This is a genomic window from Streptomyces sp. NPDC060198 (genome assembly GCF_042728415.1).
In the GTDB taxonomy this organism is placed as follows: Bacteria; Actinomycetota; Actinomycetes; order Streptomycetales; family Streptomycetaceae; genus Streptomyces.
This window is the reverse complement of the sequence record NZ_JBHWZJ010000088.1, coordinates 1-22922: the sequence shown is the minus strand read 5'-3', so window position 1 is coordinate 22922 and position 22922 is coordinate 1. Positions and strand designations below refer to the sequence as shown.

Annotated in this window: 23 protein-coding genes; 10 read left to right on the top strand and 13 right to left on the bottom strand. The window is 72.1% G+C overall.

The window, feature by feature from the left end:
- Window positions 1-4: 4 nt before the first annotated feature.
- Complete coding sequence (locus tag ACFWEP_RS14110; protein WP_387369831.1) at window positions 5-688, bottom strand: alpha/beta fold hydrolase; 684 nt, start codon at window positions 686-688, stop codon at window positions 5-7.
- 64 nt (window positions 689-752) lie between these two features.
- On the opposite strand from ACFWEP_RS14110, the gene ACFWEP_RS14105 reads away from it, so the two are divergent.
- Complete coding sequence (locus ACFWEP_RS14105; RefSeq protein WP_387369829.1) at window positions 753-1580, top strand: chitosanase; 828 nt, start codon at window positions 753-755, stop codon at window positions 1578-1580.
- Between the two features lie 372 nt (window positions 1581-1952).
- Complete coding sequence (locus tag ACFWEP_RS14100) at window positions 1953-2897, top strand: chitosanase (RefSeq protein ID WP_387369827.1); 945 nt, start codon at window positions 1953-1955, stop codon at window positions 2895-2897.
- Window positions 2898-2941: 44 nt separating this feature from the next.
- On the opposite strand, the gene ACFWEP_RS14095 is transcribed toward ACFWEP_RS14100, so the two are convergent.
- The 6 genes from ACFWEP_RS14095 to ACFWEP_RS14070 form a co-directional block, all read right to left on the bottom strand.
- On the bottom strand, window positions 2942-4330 hold the full coding sequence (locus ACFWEP_RS14095) for an 8-oxoguanine deaminase (protein WP_387369825.1): 1389 nt from the start codon (window positions 4328-4330) through the stop codon (window positions 2942-2944).
- A gap of 86 nt (window positions 4331-4416) precedes the next feature.
- A complete protein-coding gene (gene pucL / locus ACFWEP_RS14090) occupies window positions 4417-5385 on the bottom strand; it encodes a factor-independent urate hydroxylase (protein ID WP_387369823.1) in 969 nt (322 codons plus the stop codon).
- A 197-nt stretch (window positions 5386-5582) separates the two neighbouring features.
- On the bottom strand, window positions 5583-5963 hold the full coding sequence (uraH, locus tag ACFWEP_RS14085; RefSeq protein WP_387369835.1) for a hydroxyisourate hydrolase: 381 nt from the start codon (window positions 5961-5963) through the stop codon (window positions 5583-5585).
- Window positions 5964-5968: 5 nt separating this feature from the next.
- Window positions 5969-6478, bottom strand: a complete 510-nt coding sequence (gene uraD, locus ACFWEP_RS14080; RefSeq protein ID WP_387369821.1) for a 2-oxo-4-hydroxy-4-carboxy-5-ureidoimidazoline decarboxylase — start codon at window positions 6476-6478, stop codon at window positions 5969-5971.
- Window positions 6479-6618: 140 nt separating this feature from the next.
- Entirely contained in the window at window positions 6619-6930 is a 312-nt protein-coding gene (locus ACFWEP_RS14075) for a helix-turn-helix domain-containing protein (protein ID WP_387369833.1), read from the bottom strand.
- A gap of 74 nt (window positions 6931-7004) precedes the next feature.
- Window positions 7005-7256: a hypothetical protein gene (locus tag ACFWEP_RS14070; RefSeq protein WP_387369819.1), complete on the bottom strand. Its 252-nt coding sequence runs from the start codon at window positions 7254-7256 to the stop codon at window positions 7005-7007.
- Between the two features lie 330 nt (window positions 7257-7586).
- Here ACFWEP_RS14070 and ACFWEP_RS14065 point away from each other — a divergent pair, with 330 nt between their 5' ends.
- The 3 genes from ACFWEP_RS14065 (at window position 7587) to ACFWEP_RS14055 (ending at window position 9382) form a co-directional block, all read left to right on the top strand.
- Window positions 7587-8414, top strand: a complete 828-nt coding sequence (locus tag ACFWEP_RS14065; RefSeq protein WP_387369817.1) for a hypothetical protein — start codon at window positions 7587-7589, stop codon at window positions 8412-8414.
- Between the two features lie 122 nt (window positions 8415-8536).
- Window positions 8537-9163, top strand: a complete 627-nt coding sequence (locus ACFWEP_RS14060) for a GNAT family N-acetyltransferase (protein ID WP_387369814.1) — start codon at window positions 8537-8539, stop codon at window positions 9161-9163.
- A 9-nt stretch (window positions 9164-9172) separates the two neighbouring features.
- A complete protein-coding gene (locus ACFWEP_RS14055) occupies window positions 9173-9382 on the top strand; it encodes a hypothetical protein (protein WP_387369812.1) in 210 nt (69 codons plus the stop codon).
- 136 nt (window positions 9383-9518) lie between these two features.
- On the opposite strand, the gene ACFWEP_RS14050 is transcribed toward ACFWEP_RS14055, so the two are convergent.
- Together ACFWEP_RS14050 and ACFWEP_RS14045 are read right to left on the bottom strand one after the other, a co-directional pair.
- Window positions 9519-11210: an AMP-binding protein gene (locus ACFWEP_RS14050; protein ID WP_387369810.1), complete on the bottom strand. Its 1692-nt coding sequence runs from the start codon at window positions 11208-11210 to the stop codon at window positions 9519-9521.
- A 132-nt stretch (window positions 11211-11342) separates the two neighbouring features.
- Complete coding sequence (locus ACFWEP_RS14045) at window positions 11343-12509, bottom strand: winged helix DNA-binding domain-containing protein (protein ID WP_387369808.1); 1167 nt, start codon at window positions 12507-12509, stop codon at window positions 11343-11345.
- Between the two features lie 183 nt (window positions 12510-12692).
- Here ACFWEP_RS14045 and ACFWEP_RS14040 point away from each other — a divergent pair, with 183 nt between their 5' ends.
- Together ACFWEP_RS14040 and ACFWEP_RS14035 are read left to right on the top strand one after the other, a co-directional pair.
- Entirely contained in the window at window positions 12693-13058 is a 366-nt protein-coding gene (locus ACFWEP_RS14040; RefSeq protein ID WP_387369806.1) for a hypothetical protein, read from the top strand.
- A 134-nt stretch (window positions 13059-13192) separates the two neighbouring features.
- Entirely contained in the window at window positions 13193-14065 is an 873-nt protein-coding gene (locus tag ACFWEP_RS14035) for a DMT family transporter (protein WP_387369804.1), read from the top strand.
- A 121-nt stretch (window positions 14066-14186) separates the two neighbouring features.
- Here ACFWEP_RS14035 and ACFWEP_RS14030 read toward each other — a convergent pair whose 3' ends face one another.
- Window positions 14187-15713, bottom strand: a complete 1527-nt coding sequence (locus tag ACFWEP_RS14030) for an MFS transporter (RefSeq protein WP_387369802.1) — start codon at window positions 15711-15713, stop codon at window positions 14187-14189.
- Window positions 15714-15981: 268 nt separating this feature from the next.
- Here ACFWEP_RS14030 and ACFWEP_RS14025 point away from each other — a divergent pair, with 268 nt between their 5' ends.
- On the top strand, window positions 15982-18453 hold the full coding sequence (locus ACFWEP_RS14025) for an endonuclease/exonuclease/phosphatase family protein (RefSeq protein WP_387369800.1): 2472 nt from the start codon (window positions 15982-15984) through the stop codon (window positions 18451-18453).
- Between the two features lie 259 nt (window positions 18454-18712).
- Complete coding sequence (locus ACFWEP_RS14020; RefSeq protein ID WP_387369798.1) at window positions 18713-19324, top strand: hypothetical protein; 612 nt, start codon at window positions 18713-18715, stop codon at window positions 19322-19324.
- A gap of 15 nt (window positions 19325-19339) precedes the next feature.
- Here the strand turns inward: ACFWEP_RS14020 and ACFWEP_RS14015 are convergent, their stop codons facing one another.
- Genes ACFWEP_RS14015 through ACFWEP_RS14005 form a run of 3 tightly spaced genes read right to left on the bottom strand, consistent with a single transcriptional unit; the run spans window position 19340 to window position 21877 of the window.
- A complete protein-coding gene (locus tag ACFWEP_RS14015) occupies window positions 19340-20356 on the bottom strand; it encodes an alpha/beta fold hydrolase (protein WP_387369796.1) in 1017 nt (338 codons plus the stop codon).
- 19 nt (window positions 20357-20375) lie between these two features.
- The gene (locus tag ACFWEP_RS14010) at window positions 20376-21647 is read right to left on the bottom strand and encodes a beta-ketoacyl-[acyl-carrier-protein] synthase family protein (protein WP_387369794.1); all 1272 of its coding nucleotides are present in this window, start codon (window positions 21645-21647) and stop codon (window positions 20376-20378) included.
- The gene (locus tag ACFWEP_RS14005) at window positions 21644-21877 is read right to left on the bottom strand and encodes an acyl carrier protein (protein WP_358756248.1); all 234 of its coding nucleotides are present in this window, start codon (window positions 21875-21877) and stop codon (window positions 21644-21646) included. The genes ACFWEP_RS14010 and ACFWEP_RS14005 overlap by 4 nt, the downstream gene beginning before the upstream one ends.
- Window positions 21878-22153: 276 nt before the next feature.
- Between ACFWEP_RS14005 and ACFWEP_RS14000 the strand changes: the two genes are divergently transcribed.
- A complete protein-coding gene (locus ACFWEP_RS14000; protein ID WP_387369792.1) occupies window positions 22154-22885 on the top strand; it encodes a nitroreductase family protein in 732 nt (243 codons plus the stop codon).
- Window positions 22886-22922 lie beyond the last annotated feature (37 nt).

The following is a 22922-nucleotide window of genomic DNA, read 5'->3' as shown; positions in this document are numbered from 1 at the left end:
GGTCTCAGCTGGTGAAGAACTCGCTGATGTGCTGGGCGACCTGGTCGGCGCGGGTCTCGTGCATCCGGTGGCCGCCGGGCACGGTGACCAGGCGGCAGTCGGGGATGCGTGACGCCACCTCCGGCAGGAGGGCCTGGGGCAGAGTGCTCTCGGGACCTCCGGCGATGATCATCGTGGGCGCGACGATCTCGCCCAGCGTCTCCGCCCACTCCGGGTCCGGCTCGGACAGCTGCGCGTGGACCGCGGGCACGGCGTTCTCGTCGTAGTCGACGGGCCCCTCGGCCCGACCCGCCGGCCCCGGGTCGCCGGGGAAGGGCGCGGGGGTCTCCACCAGGACGAGCCGTTCCACCCGGTCGGCATGCTCCTCCGCGAGCAGCAGGGCGACGGTGCCGCCCATGCCGTGGCCCACCAGCCCGACCCGGTCGAGCTCGCACTCGTCGAGGAACCCGACCACGTCGTCCCTCATCTGCTCGAACGCGTACTCGTCCGGCCAGTCGCTCTCACCGTGCCCGCGCAGATCGAGGGCGTACACCCGCCACTCCGCGCCGAGCAGGCTCCCGGTGGCCTCCCAGTCGGCGGACGAACCGCCGAGACCGTGCAGGAGGACGACCGGCGAGCCGAAGGGGTCGCCCCACGTCCGGTACGCGAGCCGTACATCGCCCACATCCACAACAGACTGATCTTCCATACCCCAGACGCTACAGCCGGTGGGCGGGGCCGAGCGCCTCACCCCGGCCTGGCAGGCTTGGGGGGTGAACCGTACCGTCCGGCCCGCCGCCCGCCGCCTGCTCGCCACGGCCTTCGTCTCCCTTCTGACCACCGCCCTGCTGACCGCTTGTTCCACCACGGACGACGAGCCCGAGAAGGGACTCGGCGACCCGGCGAAGAAGCGGATCGCCATGGAGCTGGTCTCCAGCGCGGAGAACTCCACCCTGGACTGGCAGGACCAGTACGAGTACATCGAGGACATCCACGACGGCCGCGGCTACACCGGGGGCATCATCGGGTTCTGCTCGGGCACCGGCGACATGCTCGACGTGGTGGAGCGATACACCAAGGCCCGCCCCGGCAACGACCTCGCGCGGTTCGTCCCGGCCCTGCGGGCAGTCGACGGGACCTCCTCGCACGCGGGCCTCGGTACACCGTTCACCGAGGCGTGGGCGGCTGCCGCGAAGGACTCGGCGTTCCGCGAGGCACAGGACGCGGTACTGGACGCGGGCTACTTCAGGCCGGCGGTCGACCGGGCCGAGAAGGACGGTCTCAGCGCTCTGGGCCAGTTCATCTACTACGACGCGTACGTCATGCACGGCGCCGGCGACACCGAAGGCACGGTCGGGTTCTCGAGCATCCGCCGCCAGGCACTGGCCGCCGCCGACTCCCCGGCCGAGGGCGGTGACGAGGAGGCGTACCTCAACGCCTTCCTCGACGCCCGGGTCGCCGCCATCGCCAAGGAGCCCTCGCACACCGACACCAGCAGGATCGAGACGGCCCAGCGCCGGTTCGTCCGCGAGGGAAAGCTCCAGCTGGAGACCCCGCTGCGCTGGAAGGTGTACGGGGAGAGCTTCCGGATCGACGGCTGACGAGGTCCGGACGGCCGGGTACTCCTCGCCGCTGGTCGAACCACCCGTCATGGCTCCCGCGGGGGACGGCGACACAGCCCTTACCGGGCACCCGCCGTCCCGCCACCCACTCCCTCGCCATCCCGGCCGGCCGCCATCCCGACCGGCCGCGGCCCGGACCGGCGCCCAGCGCGGACGGCGTCCCAGCGCGTGCGCCGGTCACCGGTTCCTCGCCGGTCACCCGATCCTGCCGAGACCGTCCGGCCCCGGCCGCCCCGACCCGGGCGGGTGACACGGCCGTCCGTCCGGAACGGGAGGCCGGCGAATGACGAAAGGCCTGATAGGAAGCTCGCGACAGAGCAGATGATCAACGTGCCCTTCGCTGGAGGACAGGTGCCTCACATCCAGGCCGCTGCCGCGTTCCGCAGTCGCGACGCCTCCCCCGGTCCGGCCGGCCGAACCCGTCCCGCAGGCGTCGGCCGCCGTGCCGCTCTTCCCGCGGTCGCCGTCGCCGCCGCCCTCGGCCTCGCCTTCCCCCTCGCCCCGGCCACCGCCCTGGCAGACTCTCCGCATCAGGAGGTGGCGATGCGTCACAGAGCTTTCCGGCCGGTCGAGGCGGCCCCCGCGGCGGGGCTGGACGATCCGGCGAAGAAGGAGATCGCCATGCAGCTGGTCTCCAGCGCGGAGAACTCCTCGCTGGAGTGGCGGGACCAGTACAAGTACATCGAGGACATCGGCGACGGCCGGGGCTACACCGGCGGCATCGTCGGATTCTGCTCCGGCACCGGCGACATGCTGGGGGTGGTGCAGCTCTACACCGAGCGCGCCCCGGACAACCTCCTCGCACCGTTCCTCCCCGCGCTGCGCGCAGTGGACGGCACCGACTCGCACGAGGGTCTCGGCTCCCGGTTCACCGCTGCCTGGGAGGAGGCCGCGCGGACCGACCCGGTCTTCCGCCAGGTGCAGGACGACGAGCGCGACCGGGTGTATTTCGACCCCGCGGTGAAGCAGGCGAAGGCCGACGGCCTCGGCACACTGGGCCAGTTCGCGTACTACGACGCGCTCGTCATGCACGGCGAGGGTGACGACAGCGCCAGCTTCGGCGCCATCCGCAGGAGGGCTCTCGCCTCGGCCCGGCCACCGTCGAAGGGCGGCGACGAGAGGGTGTACCTCGACGCCTACCTCGACGCGCGGGTGTGGGCCATGCGGCAGGAGGAGGCCCACTCCGACACCAGCAGGGTCGACACCGCCCAGCGGGTCTTCCTGCGGAACGGCAACCTCGGCCTGAACCCACCGCTCGACTGGAAGGTGTACGGGGACAGTTACCACATCGGCTGACATCGCGTCGGCCGACAGCGATCGGCGCCCTCCCCCGGCTGAGTTCAGGCGCCGGCGACGAGGCCTGCGAGGCGCCGGGCCTCCTCGCGGGTGGTGGCGGCGACGGCGTCCTCGTCCACGGTCGTCAGCCGCCCGTTCTCCACGACCGGCCGGCCGCCGACGAGCGACAGCGTGACGGGGGCGGCCGCACCGAGGACGAGGGCCACGACCGGGTCGGCGATGGAGGCGTGGGCGAGGGTGTCCATCCGCCAGAGCACCAGGTCGGCGAGCTTCCCGGCTTCGAGGGAGCCGATCTGTCCGGCGCGACCCAGCACCCGGGCCCCGCCGTGCGTACCGAGACGCAGGGCCTGACGAGCCGTCAAAGCCCGGTGCCTGTGCGGCCCCAGACGGTTGACGAGCAGGGCGTTGCGCAGCTCGGTGTGGAGTTCCCCCGACTCGTTCGAGGCGGTTCCGTCGACGCCGAGGCCGACCGGAACACCGGCCGCGAGCATGTCCGGCACCCGGGCGATTCCGGCGGCGAGGCGGGCGTTGGAGGACGGGCAGTGCGCGACGCCCGTGCCGGTCCGGGCGAACGCGGCGATGTCGGAGTCGTTCATGTGGACGCAGTGGGCCATCCACACGTCGTCGCCGAGCCAGCCGGTGGACTCGAAGTAGTCGGTCGGCCCCATCCCGAACAACTCCTTGCAGAACTGCTCCTCCTCCACCGTCTCCGAGCCGTGAGTGTGCAGTCGAACTCCCATGGAGCGCGCCAACTCCGCTCCCTGTCGCATCAGTTCGGTGGACACGGAGAAGGGCGAACAGGGCGCGACGGCGATCTGTGTCATCGCACCGAACGACGGATCGTGGTGGGCGTCGACGGTGGCGGCGGTGGCTTCGAGCGCGCCGTCGAGCGTCTCCACCGCGAAGTCCGGCGGCAGCCCGCCGTCCTTCTCCCCGCGGTCCATGGAACCTCGCGCGAGGGTGAACCGTACGCCCGTGTCCCGGGCGGCTTCGACGATCGCCCCGGACAGGTCGCCGGACCCCCGGGGGAAGACGTAGTGGTGGTCCATCGCGGTGGTGACGCCGCCGCGCGCCATCATCGCCAGCGAACCCTGCGCCGCCGCACGGACCATGGGTTCGTCGATGCGTGCCCAGGTCGGATAGAGCGCGACGAGCCAGTCGAAGAGGTTGTGGTCGGTGGCCAGGCCCCGGGTGATCCACTGGTAGAAGTGATGGTGGGTGTTGACGAGCCCGGGTGTGACCAGGTGCCCGGTGCCGTCGATGCGACGGACCACGTTCACCAGCCCTTCGGGGGCGCGACCCGCACCGACGGATTCGATGCGGTCGCCCGCGACGACGACGTGACCGCCGGCGTACTCGGTGTCGTGCGCGTCGACGGTGGCGATCGCGCAGTTCTCGATGACGAGGCGCGGGGTCCCTGCCGGATCGGTCATCGTGCTTCCTTCTACGAGTGCCGGGCTGCTGTGGGTGCCGAGAGGTGGAGGCCGGTGCGTACGGGCGTGCGGTTCGCGGGACCGGATCAGAGGTTGGTGAGGTCCACCGGGATCAACTGCGCGGCGCCTTCGCGCAGCACCGTGGCCTCGATCAGTCCGTAGGGGCGGTCGGCGGCGAGGTAGACGGCACCGTCCTCGGACGCGTTGTCGAGTCCGAACGGCTCCAGATCCACGAGGAAATGGTGCTTGTTGGGCAGCGAGAAGCGGATCTCGTCGATCTCGTCGCGGTTCTCGATCACCCGGGCGCCCATCCGGTGGAGCGTCTGCTGGAGCGAGAGGGAGTGCGTCTCGGCGAACGCCCGGAGCAGATGCGCGCGGGCCTGCTGCCAGGATTCGTCCCAGCGGGGCATCTTCCCGGAGTCCTCGGACCAGTTGTAGCGCCACCGGGCGCAGACATCGGTCGCGAGAATGCGGTCGTACGCCTCTTTGAGGGTGGTGTACCTGTCCTTCGCGTAGCCCCAGAACTCGGATGCGGTGGAGTTCAGCACGGTGAGGTCCTGCACCCCGGAGATCACCTCCCAGCGCTCGCCGTCGTAGGCGATCTGCGCGGTGCGGACCTCCTGGCCCTTGCGGACGAAGGAGTGGCGCGGGCGGTCCGGGCCGGTGGCGGCGGGGTCCTCGATGCGCTCCCAGGCGTACTCCTCGATCCGCACCCGCGCCCGGGTGATCGCCGGCTGGGAGAGGACGAAGTGCCGGGCGAGGTGGATGCCGAACTGTTCGGCGGAGTCGATGCCGTGCTGCCTGGCGAACGCGTACACCGTGTTCTTCATGGTGTCGGTCGGCAGCACCGCGGCGTTGTCACCGGAGATGTGGACCTCGTCGAGCTCGCCGGAGAGCGAGACCGAGACGTTCAGGTCCTTGATGTGGTGGGTGGCGCCCTCCCGCACGATCTTGATGACACGGTTCTCGGCCTTGCCGTACTGGTTCTGACCGAGGACCACGGTGCGGGACCGGGGGGCGGCTGCCTCGGGGGGCTGCTGGGCGGAGGTGGTCATGGGGGCCGGACCTTTCTGCGGGGAGCGGAAACGGCGCCGTCAGGGGTGCGGGCCCGGGGGCGTACGTACGGGGCGGTGGTGCGAGCGGGATGCCGCCGGACGGGCGGGACTTTCGCAACACGCTTCAGGGGCACGACGGGGCCGCCGCGGGGAGGTGCGTGTCGGCGACGACTCGGCCGGTGCCCGGCGCGGGGGCCTCAGCTCCCCCGGTAGACGGAGTAACCGAACGGGCTGAGCAGCAGGGGTACGTGGTGGTGCTCGCCAGGACGGACGGTGAAGGTGATCGCGACCTCGGGAAAGAACGTTTCGCCGGCGGCGGGCGGAGCGGCCGGCCCGTCGGCCTCCCGGGCGAAGTACGCCTCGGTGTCGAAGTCGAGGCGCACCTGGGCGGTGCCCTCGGGCAGGGCGGGCAGGTCCGCGCAGCGGCCGTCCGCGTCGGTCACCGAGCCGCCGAGCGGTTCCCAGCCGGCGGTGGAGCCGGGGCGGGTGGCGAGGCGGACGGGGACGGAGGCCGCGGGGCGGCCGATGCTGGTGTCCAGGACGTGCGTGGACACCGAGGCGGTGGTGTCGGTGCTCAGTACCGTCACTCCCCTTCGGTCAGCAGGCGGGTCAGCCGGATACGGTTGATCTTGCCCAGTTCGGTGCGCACGATCGTGTTCTCCCGCCCGGGCGTGTTCGCCGCGCGGGCCCGCAGGGCGTCGCGCATCTGCTCGGCGGTGGCGCCGGTGGCGCAGATCAGGAAGACGTGGCCGAAGCGCTTCTGGTAGGCCAGATTCAGTTCGAGCATCTCGGCCCTGAGGGCGTCGGACGCGTCCGCCATCCCCCGCTGTTCCCGCGCGGACACGGGATCGCCGGGCTCGGGCCGCCCGATCGGCGGATGGCCGGCCAGGGCCTCGGCGAGGTCCTCCCCGGACAGCGCGGCGGTGGCCGCGTCGCTCGCGGTGAGCAGGGCGGCAGCGGTGGCGTAGGGGTGGAACGCGAGGAGGGCAGCGGACCATGCCTCGCTGGAGCAGATCTCGTGCAGTACGTCGGCGACTTCGTCGTGCGCCAGGGCGTTGAACCGGGCCAGGCCCGATGAGGAACTCGACGTCACGGAGCCTCCGCGCTGATCGTCGCTGTCACGTCGCTTGGCGTCGTGCGGGCTGCGAACAGCTAACGCCCCCGCCCGACGCCTCGTCAACAGTTTGTTGAAATTGGCCTGTCGGGGCCGGCCCGGCACCTCGTGAGCCGCCCTCAGTCGCCCTTCTCGCGGTTCAGGTAGTTGTAGACGGTGAAACGGCTGACCCCGAGGGCGCTCGCCACCGTCTCCACCCCGTGCCGGACGGCGAACGCTCCCCGGGCCTCCAGGGTGCGGACCACGGACTGCTTCGCCCGGCGGTCCAGTCCGGCCAGCGGCCCGCCGTGCGTCCGCTCCAGCGCGGAGAGGATGTGGTCCAGGGACTCCGAGAGCTGGGGCAGCCGTACGGCCAGGACGTCCCGGCCCTCCCAGGCGAGCACCACGTCGTCCGGCCGGGCCTGGGCGGCTTCCAGCAGTTCGCCGCCCATCGCGTCCACCAGCGGCTTCACAGCGGCGACCAGCGGGTGCTGCGGGCCGGGGTGTTCGGGGGCGGGTCCGGTGCTCACCGCTCCCCCTCGGCGATCACGTTGACCTGGAGCGATATCCGGGTGGCCCCGGCATCGATGGTGCGCCGGAGCAGCGCGTCCACAGCGGCCAGCACCACCTCCGCGCCGCCCTCCGCGGTGTTGCCGAAGGGGCCGACGTCCACCGCGTCCAGCGGCGCGGCGTCGATGACCTCACGGGCCACCACCGCGTGCGCGGGGGCCTCGTCGAGATCGAAGGGTTCGGTGGTGAATTCCACCCTCAGACGCACGGTGCCTCCCGGGAGTTCCGGCCGGTGTGCGGGCCGGCTCGGCCCCGACTGTAACGCGGCGGGGCGGCTGCCCCGGTTGCCCGGATCGATCGGGAAACAGCACCGATCGCCTGACTCGGCACCCCTCGCTGGAGGACGATGTGCGCAGGCGCACGAGGGGCGGTGGGCGGAGCGGGCGAGGCCGCGGCTCCCCCGCCCCACGCACCGCGCTCCCTGCCCGCGACCCGCGCTCCCCCTACCTCACTCACCCCTCACCCCTCACCCCTCACGCCATCACCCATCACCCACAGAACGCCGCGTCGCACCCGGGCGCCGGCGGAAGGAGATCCTGTGGAGCCCGTGCCCGTGCGCTGCCCCCTCTGTCTGCGCGACCACGCGTTCGTGATCCCCGTCTACTCCTGCCCCTGCGGCGCCCCCACCGCCCTGCGTGCGGCGCTCGGGGTGCCCGCGACCACAGTCACCCAGCGTGTCTGGGCGGATTTCTGGGTCACCGCGCGCTGCGAGGCGTGCGGGCGCGACGACCACTGGCCGCAGCCGGAGCTGGGCTGCCCCTGCGGCACGGTCCTGCGCGTCCCGGTCCGTACCGGAACCCCCGCCGACACCGGTACGGAGCCGGAGCCCGGTCCCGAGGCCGGTGAGCCGGAGCCGAGGACCTGTCCCGGGCCCGGAACGGAGCCGGGAGCCGCCACCGGGACGGCACCGCTGACCGTCGCAGGACCTGCGGCGGGCGCCGGTCCTCCCACGCACATCCCGCTCCCCCGCACGGCGTCCCGTCCCCGCACGCCCTTCCGGCCCGTACCTGTCCGCACCGCGCGGGACGCGGTGACGGCTGCCGGGCTGTACCTCGGCTGGCTCGGCTTCCAGGGGATCGTGCAGCCGGTCGAACGCCCTGCCTCGCGGATCGATCTGCGGGCCGACGGGGCGCTGGCGCAGGTCGAGACCTCGACCTGCCCGACCGGGGTGCGCGAGATCGAGTGCCTCTGGCTGAACGCGCTGAGCGAGTCCGTGTCCGGGATCTTCTTCTCGCTCGCGGGATACGAGGACGCGGCCACGCGCCGGGCGGACCTGGTGTCGATGCCGCTGTTCGCCATGGACCTGACCGGTACCCCGCAACCGGTCAACGGCGCCGCCGAGGAACTGCTGAGCGCGGGGGCGTAGCAGTGGGCGTACAGAACCCACGACGGGACGGCACGGGACGGCACAGGACGGGCGGTCGCAAGGTCGACACGGCATGGCGAGAAGCCTCCACCTTCAGGTGGAGGAGGGTTCACACTGGCGGTATGCGTATCCGCTCCGCCAGACGCTCCGATCTCCGCCGGCTCCAGGACATCGAGCGCGCCGCAGGGGAACCGTTCAGAGCCCTCGGGATGGCAGACGTCGCCGACGACGAACCGCCGCCCCTCGAACTGCTGGAGAGTTACCGGGCCGCCGGACGCTGCTGGGTGGCCACCCGTTCCGGCGCCCCCGCGGACGACAGTCCCGTCGGCTATCTCATCGCGGACCCCGTGGACGGTGCCGCCCACATCGAACAGGTCTCGGTCCACCCCTCGGCGGCCCGGCTCGGCATCGGCCGGGCCCTCATCGACCATGTCGCCGCGTGGGCGGAGGGCCAGGGTCTCCGCGCTCTCACCCTGACGACCTTCTCCGACGTCCCGTGGAACGCCCCGTACTACGCGCGCATCGGGTTCACCGTGCTGCGTGAGGACCAACTCACCGAAGGGCTGCGGCGGATCAGGGCCGAAGAGGTGGGCAACGGCCTGGACCGGCGGCCCCGCGTCTGCATGCGCCGCGAGCCCGCCCGGATCGTGCTGCCCCGGCCCGTCGCGCTGGGCGGCGACCGGACATCGGGCCTGGTCTCCCGGACCGACGTTGCCCCCCGGACCGGCGTTGTCAGTGGCGAACGCTAGCCTTCAAGAATGGCTCTGACTCCTCGTCACTCCTCCACCCGCCTCTCTCGGCCCACCGGCTCGACGGGCCCGTCCGCCGTCGAGACCAACGAGGCCATCCGGGCCCTCGTGGACTCCCGCGCCGGACGGGACTGGTCCTCGGAGGCGTATGAGGTCCTGCTCATCGAATGGGCGGCGGCGACCCGGGGGCCCGGGACGGAAATAGTCGAGGCCGCCTGAGTCCGCGAGAGGCCCCGGTGGTGCGGACGCGGATGCGAACGCCCGCCCGAGCGCCTCGTGCATCACCGCCGGGCCCCCGTGCCAGTCGGCGCCCCGTGCCCGTCGGCGCCCGGTGCCGTGCGCTACGACGGTTCGCTCACCGCAGATCCCCTTCGGTGTACTCCGTACCGGTCGAGCGTGCGGTGCGCTCGCGCAGTTCGACCCGGCGGATCTTGCCCGAGATGGTCTTGGGCAGCTCCGCGAACTCCAGCCTGCGCAGCCGCTTGTACGGGGCGAGGACGGCCCTGGAGTGCTCGAAGAGCACCTTCGCGGTGTCCGGACCGGGCTCCCAGCCCTCGGCGAGCACGACGTACGCCTTCGGCACCGAGAGCCGTACCGGATCGGGTGCGGGCACGACCGCCGCCTCAGCGACCGCCTCGTGCTCCAGCAGGGCGCTCTCCAGTTCGAAGGGCGAGATCTTGTAGTCGGAGGACTTGAAGACGTCGTCGGCGCGGCCGATGTAGGTGATGTATCCGTCTGCGTCGCGCGAGCCGATGTCACCGGTGCGGTAGTAGCCGCCGGCCATCACCTCGGCCGTACGCTCCGGGTCTCCTCGGTAGCCGGTCATCAGCCCGATGGGGGCGTCGGCGAGATCGAGGGAGATCTCCCCCTCAGTGGCGCCGGGTTCACCGGTGACCGGGTCGAGCAGCTCGACCGTGTAGCCGGGGGTGGGGCGGCCCATGGAACCGACTTTCACCTGCTGGCCCGGGGAGTTGGCGACCTGGACGGCGGTCTCGGTCTGGCCGAAGCCGTCCCGAACGGTCACGCCCCACGCTCGCCGCACGGTCTCGATGACCTCGGGATTGAGCGGCTCACCGGCCGCGACGACCTCGCGCGGGGGGTTGGCGAGCCGGGTGAGATCGGCCTGGATGAGCATCCGCCAGACGGTCGGCGGCGCGCAGAAGCTGGTGATGCCCGAACGGTCCATCTCCGCCATCAGTCGACCCGCGTCGAAGCGCTGGTAGTTGAAGATGAAGACGGTCGCCTCGGCGTTCCAGGGGGCGAACAGATTGGACCAGGCGTGCTTGGCCCACCCCGGCGAGGAGATGTTCAGGTGGACGTCTCCGGGCTGCAGCCCGATCCAGTACATCGTCGCCAAGTGACCCACGGGGTAGGACACATGGGTGTGCTCCACCAGCTTGGGGCTGGCGGTCGTGCCGGAGGTGAAGTACAGCATCAGCGGTTCGTCGGCGGCCGTCTCCCCGCCCGGGACGTACACCTCGGAGTGCTCGTCCGCGCCCGCGTAGGAGAGCCAGCCGTCCGGGCCCTCGCCGTCGCCGGCCTCGCCCACCACCATGCGCGTGTAGGAGCCGGGCACGTCGTCGAACTTGGCGGTGTCCTCCGCGCGCACGATCACGTGGGCGACCCGGCCCCGCTCGACCCGGTCGCGCAGGTCGAGCGGTCCGAGCAGCGGGGTGGCGGGGATGACCACGGCGCGCAGCTTCATCGCGGCGAGTGCGGTCTCCCACAACTCGACCTGGTTGCCCAGCATGACGAGGATGCGGTCGCCCTCGCGCACTCCCTGGGCGGCGAGCCAGTTGGCCGCCCGGTTGGAGCGGGCCGACATCCGGGCGAAGGAGGTCTCGCTGCGGTGGCCGTCCTCCTCCACGATGTGCAGGGCGGTACGGTCGTTGCCCTCGGCGATCACGTCGAACCAGTCGAGCGCCCAGTTGAACCGGTCGAACCGGGGCCACCGGAATCCCGCAGCGGCGGTCGCCCAGTCCTCACGGTGCTGGAGCAAGAAGTCCCGGGCCGCCCGGAACGTCTCGGTCGCGCTGCTTGCCGACATGTTTACTCCTCTGTACGGACTGGTCGCCTCCTCCGATTCAATCAGCCCCTCCCGCCCCACCACCCTCCGCGGTGGGCGCTTTCCGCGGCCAGGGTCCACCCGCCCGGAGCCCGCCCGGTTCTCCCGGCCGTGTCACTCCCCACGGTCCCCGAAGTCCACGAAATCTCCGAAGCGGACGTCGTGCGCGCCCGCGTCCGTCATCACGGTGAGCAGGCGTACGGCCTCCTCGGCGACGGCTTCCCGGTCCGCGCGGTCGAGCCGGCCCAGCGGCTGCACCGTGGCGGTCGCGGTGTCGCCCGTACGGTCGAGGCGCCAGATCGCGGCGAGGAATCCGTCGACGAGCACGGTTCCGTACGCCTGGTTCCCCTTGCCGTTGCGCCCGTTGAACTCGGCGGGAACGACCCGGGTGCGGTCGGCGTGGCCGAGGAGGACGTTGTCGAACTCGGGCAGGAAGCGCGGCGGGGCGGGGACGTCCGGGTCGGGGCGCGGGGCATCGGGCAGGTCGAAGAGTTCGACGCCGTTCTCGTCGCGGAAGGTGAGCAACCGGGGCCGCAGCCGGTCGAAGACCTCGCGCATCCGGGTGAGGCCGGCCCAGCTCTGCAGGTCCTTCACGGAAGCGGGGCCGAAGGCGCCGAGGTAGCGCAGTACCAGGGTGTCGGGGGCCAGGAGGTCCGGTGCCGGGTGGCCGAGCCAGTGCTCCAGGGTGGTGAGCGTGACCTGCCCGCTCCGGCCCCAGAGACCCCGGGGCGTGGTCTGCGCCAGCGGGAGCGCGCAGCGAGCCGCCACCGTGAGGGCGAGCGGGTCGGCGTCCGGCCATTCGGAGAGCAGTGCCGTGCGCAGCTCCTTCACCGTGCGGGGGCGCTCCTCGACGAGTGCCCGGCTGATGTCCTTGAGCCGGTCGAGGTCCACCCCGGCGAGCCCCCGGCGGAAGAGTTTCAGTTCGCGGTCGCGGGCCGGCTGGACGAGCGGGCGGATGGTGAGGGCGTCGTCGGCGGTGTGGGTGTGGATCGTGGAGCGCAGGGTGACGATGCGTACGACCTCGCGCGACTCCATCAGCGCGGAGAGGTCGGCGGGGTCGAATTCGGTGAGGCGTGAGAAGAGCTGGAAGTAGGGCGGCCGGGTGTTCTGCGCCTGGAGTCCGACGAGATGGGCGACGGCGTCCCTCGGGGACATCTCCGAGCGTTCGAGCAGGAGTTGGCGGTGGAGCGTGGCCCGGTTCAGCGCGCGGGCGGAGAGCACGGCCGGGCGCACCGGCCCGGGGGCGGGGCGGGGTCCGGGAGGGTTCTTCTGGGCGGCCATGTCCGGCACGGTACGCGGACTCGCGGACGGTTCCGGTCCGCGAGGAGGGTCGCCGACCCGATGTTCCGCCGTGCGGGCGGAGGAGGGACGGCCCGGGCGGGGCCCATGCGGCCGGCCCTTCGACGACACGGTCCAGCCGGAAACTGTCACGTCAGAATGGGCGACGAGGGAGAGGAGACGCCCATGGGCGCCTATGTGTCGATCAGAGGGTGGCTGCAGTGCGACGAGAGACAACTCGTCGCGATCCAGGAGATCATCTCCGCGTACGAGGACGGCCACTACACCGACGGATGGGGCACACCCCGTCGGCACGTCAACTGGATCCACTACGTCTTCTACGGCGCCGACATCCGCGAGTCGTCCCTGGGGTGGTTCACCGACCAGCTCAGGGAGATCGCCCGGATCCCCCCTTCCGACGGCGACCTGGACCTCGTCCGGGGATTGTTCATCGCGGGCCACGAGACCGACGGGACAACCGAGTGGCAGGTCCGCGACGGCCAACTCTTCATCACACCGGCCGACATCAGACATGAGTACCTCGGTACGTAGTCCGGTGGCCGGGGCTGCCGTTCCGGGGCGGCCCGCTCCCGGAGATGGACCGGCCGGGGGTCACCGGAGCCGCCGACACACTCGGGCAGCCCGTGTGACCGGGCCGGGGGCCCTCTCGCCCGCATGATGGACCGGTGATCAGCGTCCTGTTCGCCGTCCTGACCGCGCTCAGCAACGGCGCCGCCTCGGTCCTCCAGCGGCGGGCGGCCGTCAACGTGCCGGACTCCGCAGCGATGCGGCTCTCCCTCTTCGGCCATCTGCTGCGCCAGAAGGTGTGGCTCGGCGGGATCGCGCTGGTGATCGTCGCCGCCGTCTGCCAGGCCGTGGCGCTCGCGACCGGGCCGATCGCGGTGGTGCAGCCGATCTTCGTGATCGAGCTCCCCTCGACCCTGCTGCTGGCCGGGTTCGTCATGCGCGTCCAGGTGCCGCGTCAGGTCTGGTACGGCGTCGCGGCCGTGACGGCCGGCCTGGCCCTGGGCATGGCGTCGGCGGCCCCGGGCGGGGGTCACGACACCGTACGGGGCACCGCCTGGGTCGTGGCGCTCCTGGTCACCGGGATCTTCGAGGCGGCTCTGATCGTGGCGGCTCTGGCCTCCCGGCGCAACGTCCGTGCGGCGCTGCTCGGGCTCGCCGCCGCCTGCGGGTACGCGCTGACGGCGGCTCTGATGAAGGACGCCATGGGCCGCCTCGACGGATCCGGCGGGGTGACCCAACTGCTCGCCGCCTGGCAGCTCTACGCCACGGCGGCGGCGGGGGTCGGAGCGCTGTACCTGCTCCAGAACGCCCTTCAGGCAGGCACGCTGGTGGCGGTCCAGCCGATGCTGACGCTCGGCGACGCGCTGATCAGCATCCTGTACGGGGTGACGCTCTTCGGCGAGACGCTGCGCACCGGTTGGTGGCTGCTGCCGGAGCTGGTGGCGGTCGCCCTGATCGGCGCGGGCTGCCTGGAGCTGTCGCGGTCGCCCCTCGCCTCCGGGAACCCCCTGCCCCCGCGCCGCGTGAAGTAGACGGTTCCCCACCGGACCCCGGTCCCGCCCACCGGCCCGGCCGGGCGTCGGTCACGCCCCGCCCGCCACGCCCCGCCGGACACGCACCGCCCGTCACGCCCCGCCGGACACGTACCGCCCGTCACGCCCCGCCGGTCGCCCCTGCCCCTTTGCCCGTACGCCTGCCGTGCCGGTGCCCGGCCACCACGTCGGCGATCGCGGCGACGAGTCCGGCGAAGACGAAGGCGACCGAGACGATGAGGCCGTGGTCGTACGCCGTGGCCCACCCGTCGTCGGTGACCTGGGCGAAGAAGACGGACCCGACCGCGGCGATGCCGATCGCGGAGCCGACGCGCTGACCGGTCTGCAGGGTGCCGCCCGCGCTCCCCGCGTGGGCCACCGGTACGTCGGAAAGGGTGAGCGTCTGGTTGGGGGCGATGACCAGCCCGCTGCCGATGCCGCCGAACAGCAGGGGGGCGGCCATCGCCCATCCCGCGTTGTGCCCCGGTACCTGGTGCACGGCGAGGGCCGTGCCGGCCAGACCGACCGCCACCATGGCCAGCCCCACGACGACCAGGGGCCGTCCGAACCGCCCCACCAGCCGGCCGCCGATCATGGCCGAGAGCCCCGAGCCGACCGCGAACGGGGAGATGGCCAGGCCCGCCTGGAGGGCGCTGTAGCCGAGACCGGACTGGAGGTAGAGCGTGGTGACGAAGAAGATCGAGGTGAACCCGGCGAAGTACAGCAGGATCAGCAGACAGCCCAGCCAGTACGAGCGCAGCCGGAAGAGCGACAGGTCCAGCACCGGCTGCGTACCCCCGCCCGCACAGCGCGCCTCCCAGGCGACGAAGGCGGCGAGCAGCGCCGCGGCGACGAGGAGCAGAAGCCATTTCCCGTCGCCGTGCCACTGCTGGGACTGGACGAACGGCAGCAGCAGGCAGAGCACGCCCGCACCGAGCAGCAGCACGCCGAACGGGTCCAGGTCGCGGGCGCGGACATGGCCCGCCGACGGGGTGTCGGGCAGCAGCTTGCGAGCCAGCAGGAGGCAGACGACGCCGAGAGGAAGGTTGACGTAGAAGACCCAGCGCCAGCCTTCCTCGGCACCGGCCAGCTGGATCAGCAGCCCGCCGAGCAGCGGTCCCACGGCGGTGGAGATGCCGACGACCGTACCGAACATCCCGAAGGCCCGGCCGCGTTCGCGCCCGGAGAACATCTGCTGGATCAGGGCGGAGATCTGCGGCGAGAGCAGGCCGCCCGCGAGCCCCTGGACCAGTCGGGCGACCACCAGCCAGAGGCTGGACTGGGCGGCGCCGCAGGCGGCGGAGGCGAGCGTGAAGAGGGCGAGCCCCACCATGAACACCGGGCGCCGTCCCCGTGCGTCGCCGAGCCGCCCGGCCGGGATCAGGAAGAGCCCGAAGGCCAGGGCGTAGCCGGAGAGCACCCACTGGAGGTCCGATTCGGGGGTGTGCAGGCCTTCCTTGATGGAGGGCAGCGCCACGTTGACGATCGACACGTCCAGCAGGGTCATGAACCCGGCCACCAGGCAGACCGCGAGGGCCCGCCACCGGTGGGGGTCGGGTTCCTCCTGCCCGGAGCCGCGGGAGCCGGAGGGGGAACCGGGGGGTGTACCGCGCCCCTGCGGACCGGGACGCGCCGCGCTCGGAGTCATGCTTCGGACCCTACGGGGTGTCCCGCCGTCCTCGGCGGATCAGCGCGCGGCGTCGGACGCGGTGCGTCACCCGGTCCCGGCCGTGCCGTCCGTACCCGCCGGGTGTCCCCCGCCGTCCGCTCCTTCGTGCTCGAACACATCACCGTCGGGTACCCGCCGCACCGGCAACTCACCCACACGATGCGGGGAATTAACCTCTGATGCCTTGTCATGCATGTTCTACGCGCATAGCTTTCTGCTCTCACTACACACTTTGGGGGCAGTACCCGTGCAGATATCCAGAGCCCGTTCGGCCGCGCTGGCCGGTGTCGTCGCCGTCGCGCTGTCGGTGACGGCCCTGCCCGCAGCCTTCGCCGCCCCGTCCGCGAGCGCCGTGATCTCCGAGGTCTACGGCGGTGGCGGCAACTCGGGCGCCACGCTCACCCGCGACTTCATCGAGCTGGGCAACGCGGGCGGTGCGGCGTTCGACCTCTCGGGCTACAGCGTCCAGTACCTGCCCGGCACCCCGTCCGCCGGCTCGCTCTGGCAGGTGTCCCCCCTGGCCGGCTCCGTCGCCCCGGGTGGCCGCTACCTCGTGGCCGAGTCCGCCGGTACGGGCGGCACGGTCGCGCTGCCCACCCCCGACGCCACCGGCACCGTCGCGATGGCCGCGGGCAGCGGCACGGTCGCTCTGGTCTCCGGTACCACCCCGCTCACCTGCAAGACCGCGGCCGACTGCGCCATCGACACCCGGATCGTCGACCTCGTCGGGTACGGCTCCGCCGTCGTCCGCGAGACCGCCCCGGCCCCCGCACCGTCCGCCACCGCCTCCGTGGCCCGTGCCGCCTCGCTGACCGACACCGACGACAACTCGGCCGATCTCACCGCGGGCGCCCCGACCCCGGTCAACTCGGCCGGCCAGACCCCCGGCGGTGGCTCCACCGACCCCGAGGAGCCGAGCGAGCCCACCGAGCCCGGCACCGTCCGGGTGCACGACATCCAGGGCACCACCCGCCTCTCGCCGCTCGACGGCCAGACCGTCACGGCGGTACCCGGCGTCGTCACCGGCATCCGTACGACCGGCTCGCGAGGCTACTGGCTCCAGGACACCGCCCCGGACGCGGACGCCCGCACCAGCGAGGCCGTCTTCGTCTACACCGGATCGGCCGCCCCCGGTGTCGTCGCCGGTGACTCCGTCCTGGTCGGCGGCAAGGTCGACGAGTACTACCCGGGCACCGGGGCCCAGTCGGTCACCGAGATCACCGCCCCGAAGACCACGGTGCTGTCGCACGGCAACGCCCTGCCCGCCCCGGTCGTGCTCGATGCCTCCTCCGTACCCGCCGCGTACACGCCCACCGCGGGTGGCGGCTCGATCGAGGCGCTGCCGCTGCAGCCGGACACCTACGCCCTCGACCTGTACGAGTCCCTCGAAGGCGTCCGCGTCCAGATCGCGGACACCCGGGTCGTCGGCGCGACGAACACCTACGGCGAGATGTGGGTGACGGTCAAGCCGAACGAGAACCCCAGCGCGCGCGGCGGCACGATCTACACCTCGTACACCGACCAGAACACCGGGCGCATCGAGGTGATGTCCCTGGACACCGCCAAGCCGCTGCCTGCCGCGAACGTGGGCGACGTGCTCTCCGGCACCACGACGGGCGTCCTCGACTACGTCTCCTTCGGGGGTTACGCCCTCCAGGCCACCGAGGTCGGCACGCGGACCGACAACGGACTGAAGCGCGAGGTCACCCGCAAGCAGAAGAAGAAGGAGCTCGCGGTCGCCACGTACAACGTGGAGAACCTCGACGCGCTGGACGACCAGGCGAAGTTCGACACCCTCGCCTCGGGCGTCGCCGTCAACCTCTCCTCGCCGGACGTGGTCTCCCTGGAGGAGATCCAGGACGACAACGGCGCGACCAGTGACGGTACGGTCGGCTCCGAGGCGACGCTGAAGCGCTTCACCGACGCGATCGTCGCCGCCGGCGGACCGCGGTACTCCTGGCGCTACATCGCCCCCGAGGACGGCAAGGACGGCGGCGAGCCCGGCGGCAACATCCGCAACGTCTTCCTCTTCAACCCGAAGCGGGTCTCCTTCGTGGACCGCCCGGGTGGGGACGCGACGACCGCCGTCACCGCGGTGGACACCCGCAAGGGCGTCCAGCTCTCCGCCTCGCCCGGCCGGATCAACCCGACGAGCGCCGCGTGGGCCGACAGCCGCAAGCCGCTGGTGGGCGAGTTCCGCTTCGGCGGCGAGACCGTCTTCGTCATCGGCAACCACTTCGCCTCCAAGGGCGGCGACCTGCCCCTGCACGGCAAGAACCAGTCCCCGGAGCGCAGTTCGGAGGTCAAGCGCATCCAGCAGGGCGCCGAGGTCAACGCCTTCGTCAAGTCGCTGCTGGCGGCGGACAAGTCGGCCAAGGTCATCACGCTCGGCGACCTCAACGACTTCGCGTTCTCCCCCGCCGTGGCCGCGCTGACCGACGGCAAGGTACTCAAGCCGCTGATCACCACGCTGCCCGGAGACGAGCAGTACAGCTACGTGTACGAGGGCAACTCCCAGACGCTGGACCACATCCTGACGAGCCCCGGCGTCCGCCGGCTCGACTACGACGTGGTGCACATCAACGCGGAGTTCTCCGACCAGGCGAGCGACCACGACCCGCAGATCGTGCGCGTGAACCTCGGCGGTTCATCCAAGGACGACAAGAAGCACGACGACAAGAACCACGGTAAGGGCAAGGGGCGCGGCAAGGGGCACTGACCCCGCACCGTCGACCGTGGAGGGCCGTCCGCTCGCGGGCGGCCCTCCGCCGTGCCGGACCGACGGGACACCGTGCGCCGGACCACGGAACACCATGCGCCGGACCGACGGGACACCGTGCGCCGGACGGAACGGCGTGCACCAGTTTCCCCCAGGATGCAACCGGACGGCCCCGCCGGTGCACTCAGTAGATGGCGGGTGGCGATCGTCCGCCCGCCCCGCGCAGGACCAACAGGTCGTCCACGCGGAGGGATTCACCATGGGGGGAACCATGATCGACACGGCTGGAACGGGCGGGCGCGCAGGAGACGGCGGACTGCGGTACGCCCGGGGCGGGCCGCTGGTGCTCGGCATCGCCCTGCTGCTGGCACTCGCCGGTTGCGACGGCTCGAAGAGCGAGCCGTCCGCGGCCCCAACGCCCTCCACCACGGCCCCGGCGCCCGCCGCCCCGGCCGATACGGCCGGCAAGGACGACACGGCCACATCGTCGCCGTCACCGACGCCGCAGGACCCGGACGTATGCGCCGTCGCGACCGGCCCCGCCCTGCGCCTGCTCGGCCACCGCATCAGTCAGGACATCATCTACGTCTCCGCCGAGGAAGGCGCCTGGGACTGCTCCGACTCCTCGGTGCCCCTGTGGAAGGCGAGCGGCGCCAAGCACGACATCCGGATCGCCGAGACGGCCAGGATCGAGGTGGCGGGGCCCTTCAACTCCTCGGCCACGGACCAGCCGATCACCCTGGCCCGCTTCCTGGAGCAGCTCGACACGCTCGCCGATCGCTCAGCCGATCCGCTGGTGTTCAGCTACTCCCTGGACCCTGCCGACGGCTCGCTGGTCCAGCTGTCCCAGCAGCCCCAGCCGGCGGCGTAGCCGCCCGGCGGCGCCTCAGGCCCCCGCCCGGGGGGCGGGTGCGGCGTACGCCTGCCGGGCCACCGGCCCTGGCCTCCGGTCGGCGGGGAGTGAGCGGTCCGTGAAGAAATGGGCCGCCAACTCGGCCACGTCGTCGGCACGTTCGAGTACCACCCAGTGGTCGGCGTCGGCGAGGGTGAGGAAGCGGCTGCCCTCGACGCTCTCCGCGAACTCCCGCTGCCGCTCCGGCGAGGTGACCGTGTCGTGCTCGCCGGCGAAGACCAGCGCCGGCACCCCGGTGAGCCCGCCGGAGAAGTCGGGGCGGTCGCCCAGGGCCCGTACCAGCGAGTCGGCGGCGTGCGGCGAGGTGCGCAGGGCGTGCAGGAAGGACCGCCGCACGTAGCGCTGGGCCAACGCGCCCCGGTGGACGTACCGTTCGGGGTCCGTACACATCAGGGCCTCGGCCGCGAGGGTGGCGAGCCCGTCCGCGTCGCCTGCGGTCATCCGCTCCACCGCCTGCTGCCAATGGGCGCGTTGGGCCCGGGAGATGTGCGTGGGGACCCCGCCCAGCGCGATCCGGGCCACCCTGCCGGGGTTGTGGCGTGCCCAGTCGAAGGCGATCGCGGTGCCGTACGAGAAGCCGAAGAGGTTGACCCGTGGGACGCCGAGGTCGTCGACGATGCGGGTGACCGCCCGACGCAGCAGTACGGCACTGGGTCCGGGCGGCAGCGCACCGGCGCTTCCCATGCCGGGGAGGTCGGCGGTCACCACGTCGGCGACCGGTCCGAGGTGGTCGTCCATCTGGGGCCATCCGTACATGCCCTGGAGCGCCCCGCCGAGCACCACGACCGGCTCGGTGACGGGGCCGGGACGCGGGCCCGCACCGGCCCCGGGCGCCTCCTGCGGGCCCGGGACCCGTGCGGCGTCCGGACCGGAACCGGGGCCCGGTACACGCGCCTGCCCCGAGCCGCCGGGACCGCTGTCGCATCTCAGCAGACGGTAGGCGAAGGGCACCCCCTCCACCGACAGCGACCGGATGATCTCCTCGCCCATGATGCGTGTTCCTCCTGCCTCAGGCCCGGGTGAGAATGAGGGCCGCGTTGTGTCCGCCGAAGCCGAGCGAGGTCTTGGCGGCGTGCTCGAAGGTGTGCGGCCTCGCCTCCTTGCTCACCACCTCGACCGGGATCTCGGGGTCCGGCGCGTCGAGATTGACGGTCGGCGGGATCAGTTGGTGCTGGAGCGCGAGGACCGTCAGGGCGGTCTCGATACCTCCGGCGGCCCCGAGGGTGTGGCCGGTCATCGCCTTGGTCGAGGTGACGAGGGCCTGGTCGCCGATGACCCGATGGAGCATGGTCGCTTCGATGAGGTCGTTGGCGACCGTCGAGGTGCCGTGTGCGTTGACGTGACCGATGTCCTGGCCGGTGAGCCCCGCGTCGGCGAGGGCGGTGCGCAGGGCACGTTCGACGCCCAGGCCGTCGGGTTCGGGGGCGACGGTGGAGAAGGCATCGCTCGCGGCGCCGTAGCCGCTGACGTGGGCCCGGACGAGGGCACCCCGGGCGCGGGCGTGGTCGGGGTGTTCCATGACCAGCAGTCCGGCGCCCTCGCCGACGACGAAACCGTCCCGGTGGACGTCGAAGGGGCGGCAGGCGGAGGCCGGGTCGTCCCGTCGGGTGGAGACCGCCTTCATCTGGCAGGCGCTGGCGATCAGCAGCCGGGAGCAGACCGACTCGGCGCCGCCCGCGATCACGATGTCGCAGGCCCCGGTGCGCAGCAACTGGTGTGCCGTGCCGATGGCGACGGTGCCGGAGGAGCAGGCGGTGGAGACGGCGAGGCTGGGGCCGTGGACGGTGAGGTCCAGGGTGACGCTGCTGGCAGCGCCGTTGACGACGACGAGGGGGGCGAGCTTCGGCGAGACCCGGCGTGCCCCGCGCTCGCCGAGGGCGGTGTGCTGTTCGTCGTAGAACGGGAGTCCGCCGTGGGCCGAGCCGATCACGACGCCGACCCGGGCACTGTCCCAGACCGAGGGGTCGAGGCCCGCGTCCGCGACGGCCTCGCGGGCCGCGATGACGGCGAGTTGGGAGAACCGGTCCATCAGCCGCTGGGCGGCGATGCCGAGTTCGGCCCGGGTGTCCAGGCCGGTGACGGTGTAGAAGAAGTCGCAGGGAAGGCCCTCGAGTTCGCTGCGGTGGGGCACCGATGGCCCGCCGCCCTCGCCTCGGACTCCGCGCCACGAGGCGTCGGTGCCCACCCCGGCGGCGGTGATCAGGCCGATGCCGGTCACGGCGGCATGGAACGGCTCCGGGCGGGGACGCGGCCACGGACCGGGGGCCGGCCGGCCCGTCACGCGGTGACCTTGTCGTGCACGGCGGAGACGAGCCTTCCGACGGTGTCGCGGGAGGTGATCTCGACGTCCTCCAGGTCGACGTCCATCCGGTCCTCGATGAGCAGCCTCAGCTCCTCCAGGGCAAGGGAGTCCAGACGTAGCCGACGGAGCGGCACATCGTCCCCGATCGACTCGGGGTCGGTACCGAAGTTCGACACCAGCAGGTCGGTGATGTGTTCCGAGGTGCTCATGGCGCGCTCCTCCGCTCGGTGACGCGGTGACGCCTGCCGCGTGGGGGATGAGGTGGGCCATCGGGGGACGCCGGCTGCTCCGAAGGGCCTTTATACGCCCTCGCGGAGCATGATCGGCCCCATGTTCCCCCGTGCGGTGGGGGTCTGGGCAGGTGTACGAATCCCCGGGTGCCGGCTCGATGGTGACGCCCGACCGCCGTCCTTGCCGGGCGACTCTCCGACGGAGGTCCAACACCCCCGCACGTTCCCCCATATGGACCCGTACACTCCGCGATCATGACAACGGAATCGCTGCCCCGGGAAGTCCCGGCAACCGAAGACCCCACCCTCTTCGCCACCATGTCCACCATGCGCGCCATGCGTCGGCTTTCGCCGGAGCCGGTGTCCTGGGAGACGCTGGAGCGACTCGTGCAGGCCGCCGTGTGGGGCCCCAGCGGGGGCAACATGCAGGCTTACGAGTACGTCGTCGTCACCGACCGGCAGGTGATGGCGGATCTGGCTCCGCTGTGGAAGCGGTGCGTGGACGCCTATCTGGCGACGACCGGGAAGTACGCCCCGAAGGGCATGGACGAGGCGGCGTACGCCCGGATGGTCGCGGCCATCGAGTACCAGCGCGACCATTTCGCCGACACGCCCGCGCTGATCGTGCCGTGTTACCGGTTCCCCGAGCCCCGCCTGGACGAGGAGGGCCTGATCGCCTCCGCCGTGGCGCTGGGGCCGGTGGCGACCGAGCGCCTGATGACCACGCAGGACCGCTTCCAGGCCCTGGCGGAGGGCTCCTGCGTCTATCCGGGGGTACAGAACCTGCTGCTGGCGGCACGGGGCCTGGGTCTCGCGGCCAATGTCACCATCTGGCACCTGATGCTGGAGGAGGAGTGGAAGGAGGCGCTCGGCATCCCCGAGGAGATGCGGACCTTCGCCGCCGTCCCGGTGGGGTGGCCGAAGGGGAACTTCGGCCCCGTGCGGCGCCGCCCGGTCGCCGAGGTCGTGCACCGGGACCGCTGGTAGCCCTCGCTCCCGGCGCCCGCCACCCGTCCGGGTGGCG

Coding starts and splice junctions, on each gene's coding strand:
- ACFWEP_RS14020 (WP_387369798.1), top strand. CDS start 18,713: ATGGGGGGAACCATGATCGACACGGCTGGAACGGGCGGGCGCGCAGGA.
- ACFWEP_RS14075 (WP_387369833.1), bottom strand. CDS start 6,930: ATGGGCGGCGAACTGCTGGAAGCCGCCCAGGCCCGGCCGGACGACGTG.
- ACFWEP_RS14005 (WP_358756248.1), bottom strand. CDS start 21,877: ATGAGCACCTCGGAACACATCACCGACCTGCTGGTGTCGAACTTCGGT.
- ACFWEP_RS14030 (WP_387369802.1), bottom strand. CDS start 15,713: ATGACTCCGAGCGCGGCGCGTCCCGGTCCGCAGGGGCGCGGTACACCC.
- ACFWEP_RS14095 (WP_387369825.1), bottom strand. CDS start 4,330: ATGACCGATCCGGCAGGGACCCCGCGCCTCGTCATCGAGAACTGCGCG.
- pucL (WP_387369823.1), bottom strand. CDS start 5,385: ATGACCACCTCCGCCCAGCAGCCCCCCGAGGCAGCCGCCCCCCGGTCC.
- ACFWEP_RS14055 (WP_387369812.1), top strand. CDS start 9,173: ATGGCTCTGACTCCTCGTCACTCCTCCACCCGCCTCTCTCGGCCCACC.
- ACFWEP_RS14000 (WP_387369792.1), top strand. CDS start 22,154: ATGACAACGGAATCGCTGCCCCGGGAAGTCCCGGCAACCGAAGACCCC.
- ACFWEP_RS14045 (WP_387369808.1), bottom strand. CDS start 12,509: ATGGCCGCCCAGAAGAACCCTCCCGGACCCCGCCCCGCCCCCGGGCCG.
- ACFWEP_RS14040 (WP_387369806.1), top strand. CDS start 12,693: ATGGGCGCCTATGTGTCGATCAGAGGGTGGCTGCAGTGCGACGAGAGA.
- ACFWEP_RS14050 (WP_387369810.1), bottom strand. CDS start 11,210: ATGTCGGCAAGCAGCGCGACCGAGACGTTCCGGGCGGCCCGGGACTTC.
- ACFWEP_RS14060 (WP_387369814.1), top strand. CDS start 8,537: ATGCGTATCCGCTCCGCCAGACGCTCCGATCTCCGCCGGCTCCAGGAC.
- ACFWEP_RS14015 (WP_387369796.1), bottom strand. CDS start 20,356: ATGGGCGAGGAGATCATCCGGTCGCTGTCGGTGGAGGGGGTGCCCTTC.
- ACFWEP_RS14110 (WP_387369831.1), bottom strand. CDS start 688: ATGGAAGATCAGTCTGTTGTGGATGTGGGCGATGTACGGCTCGCGTAC.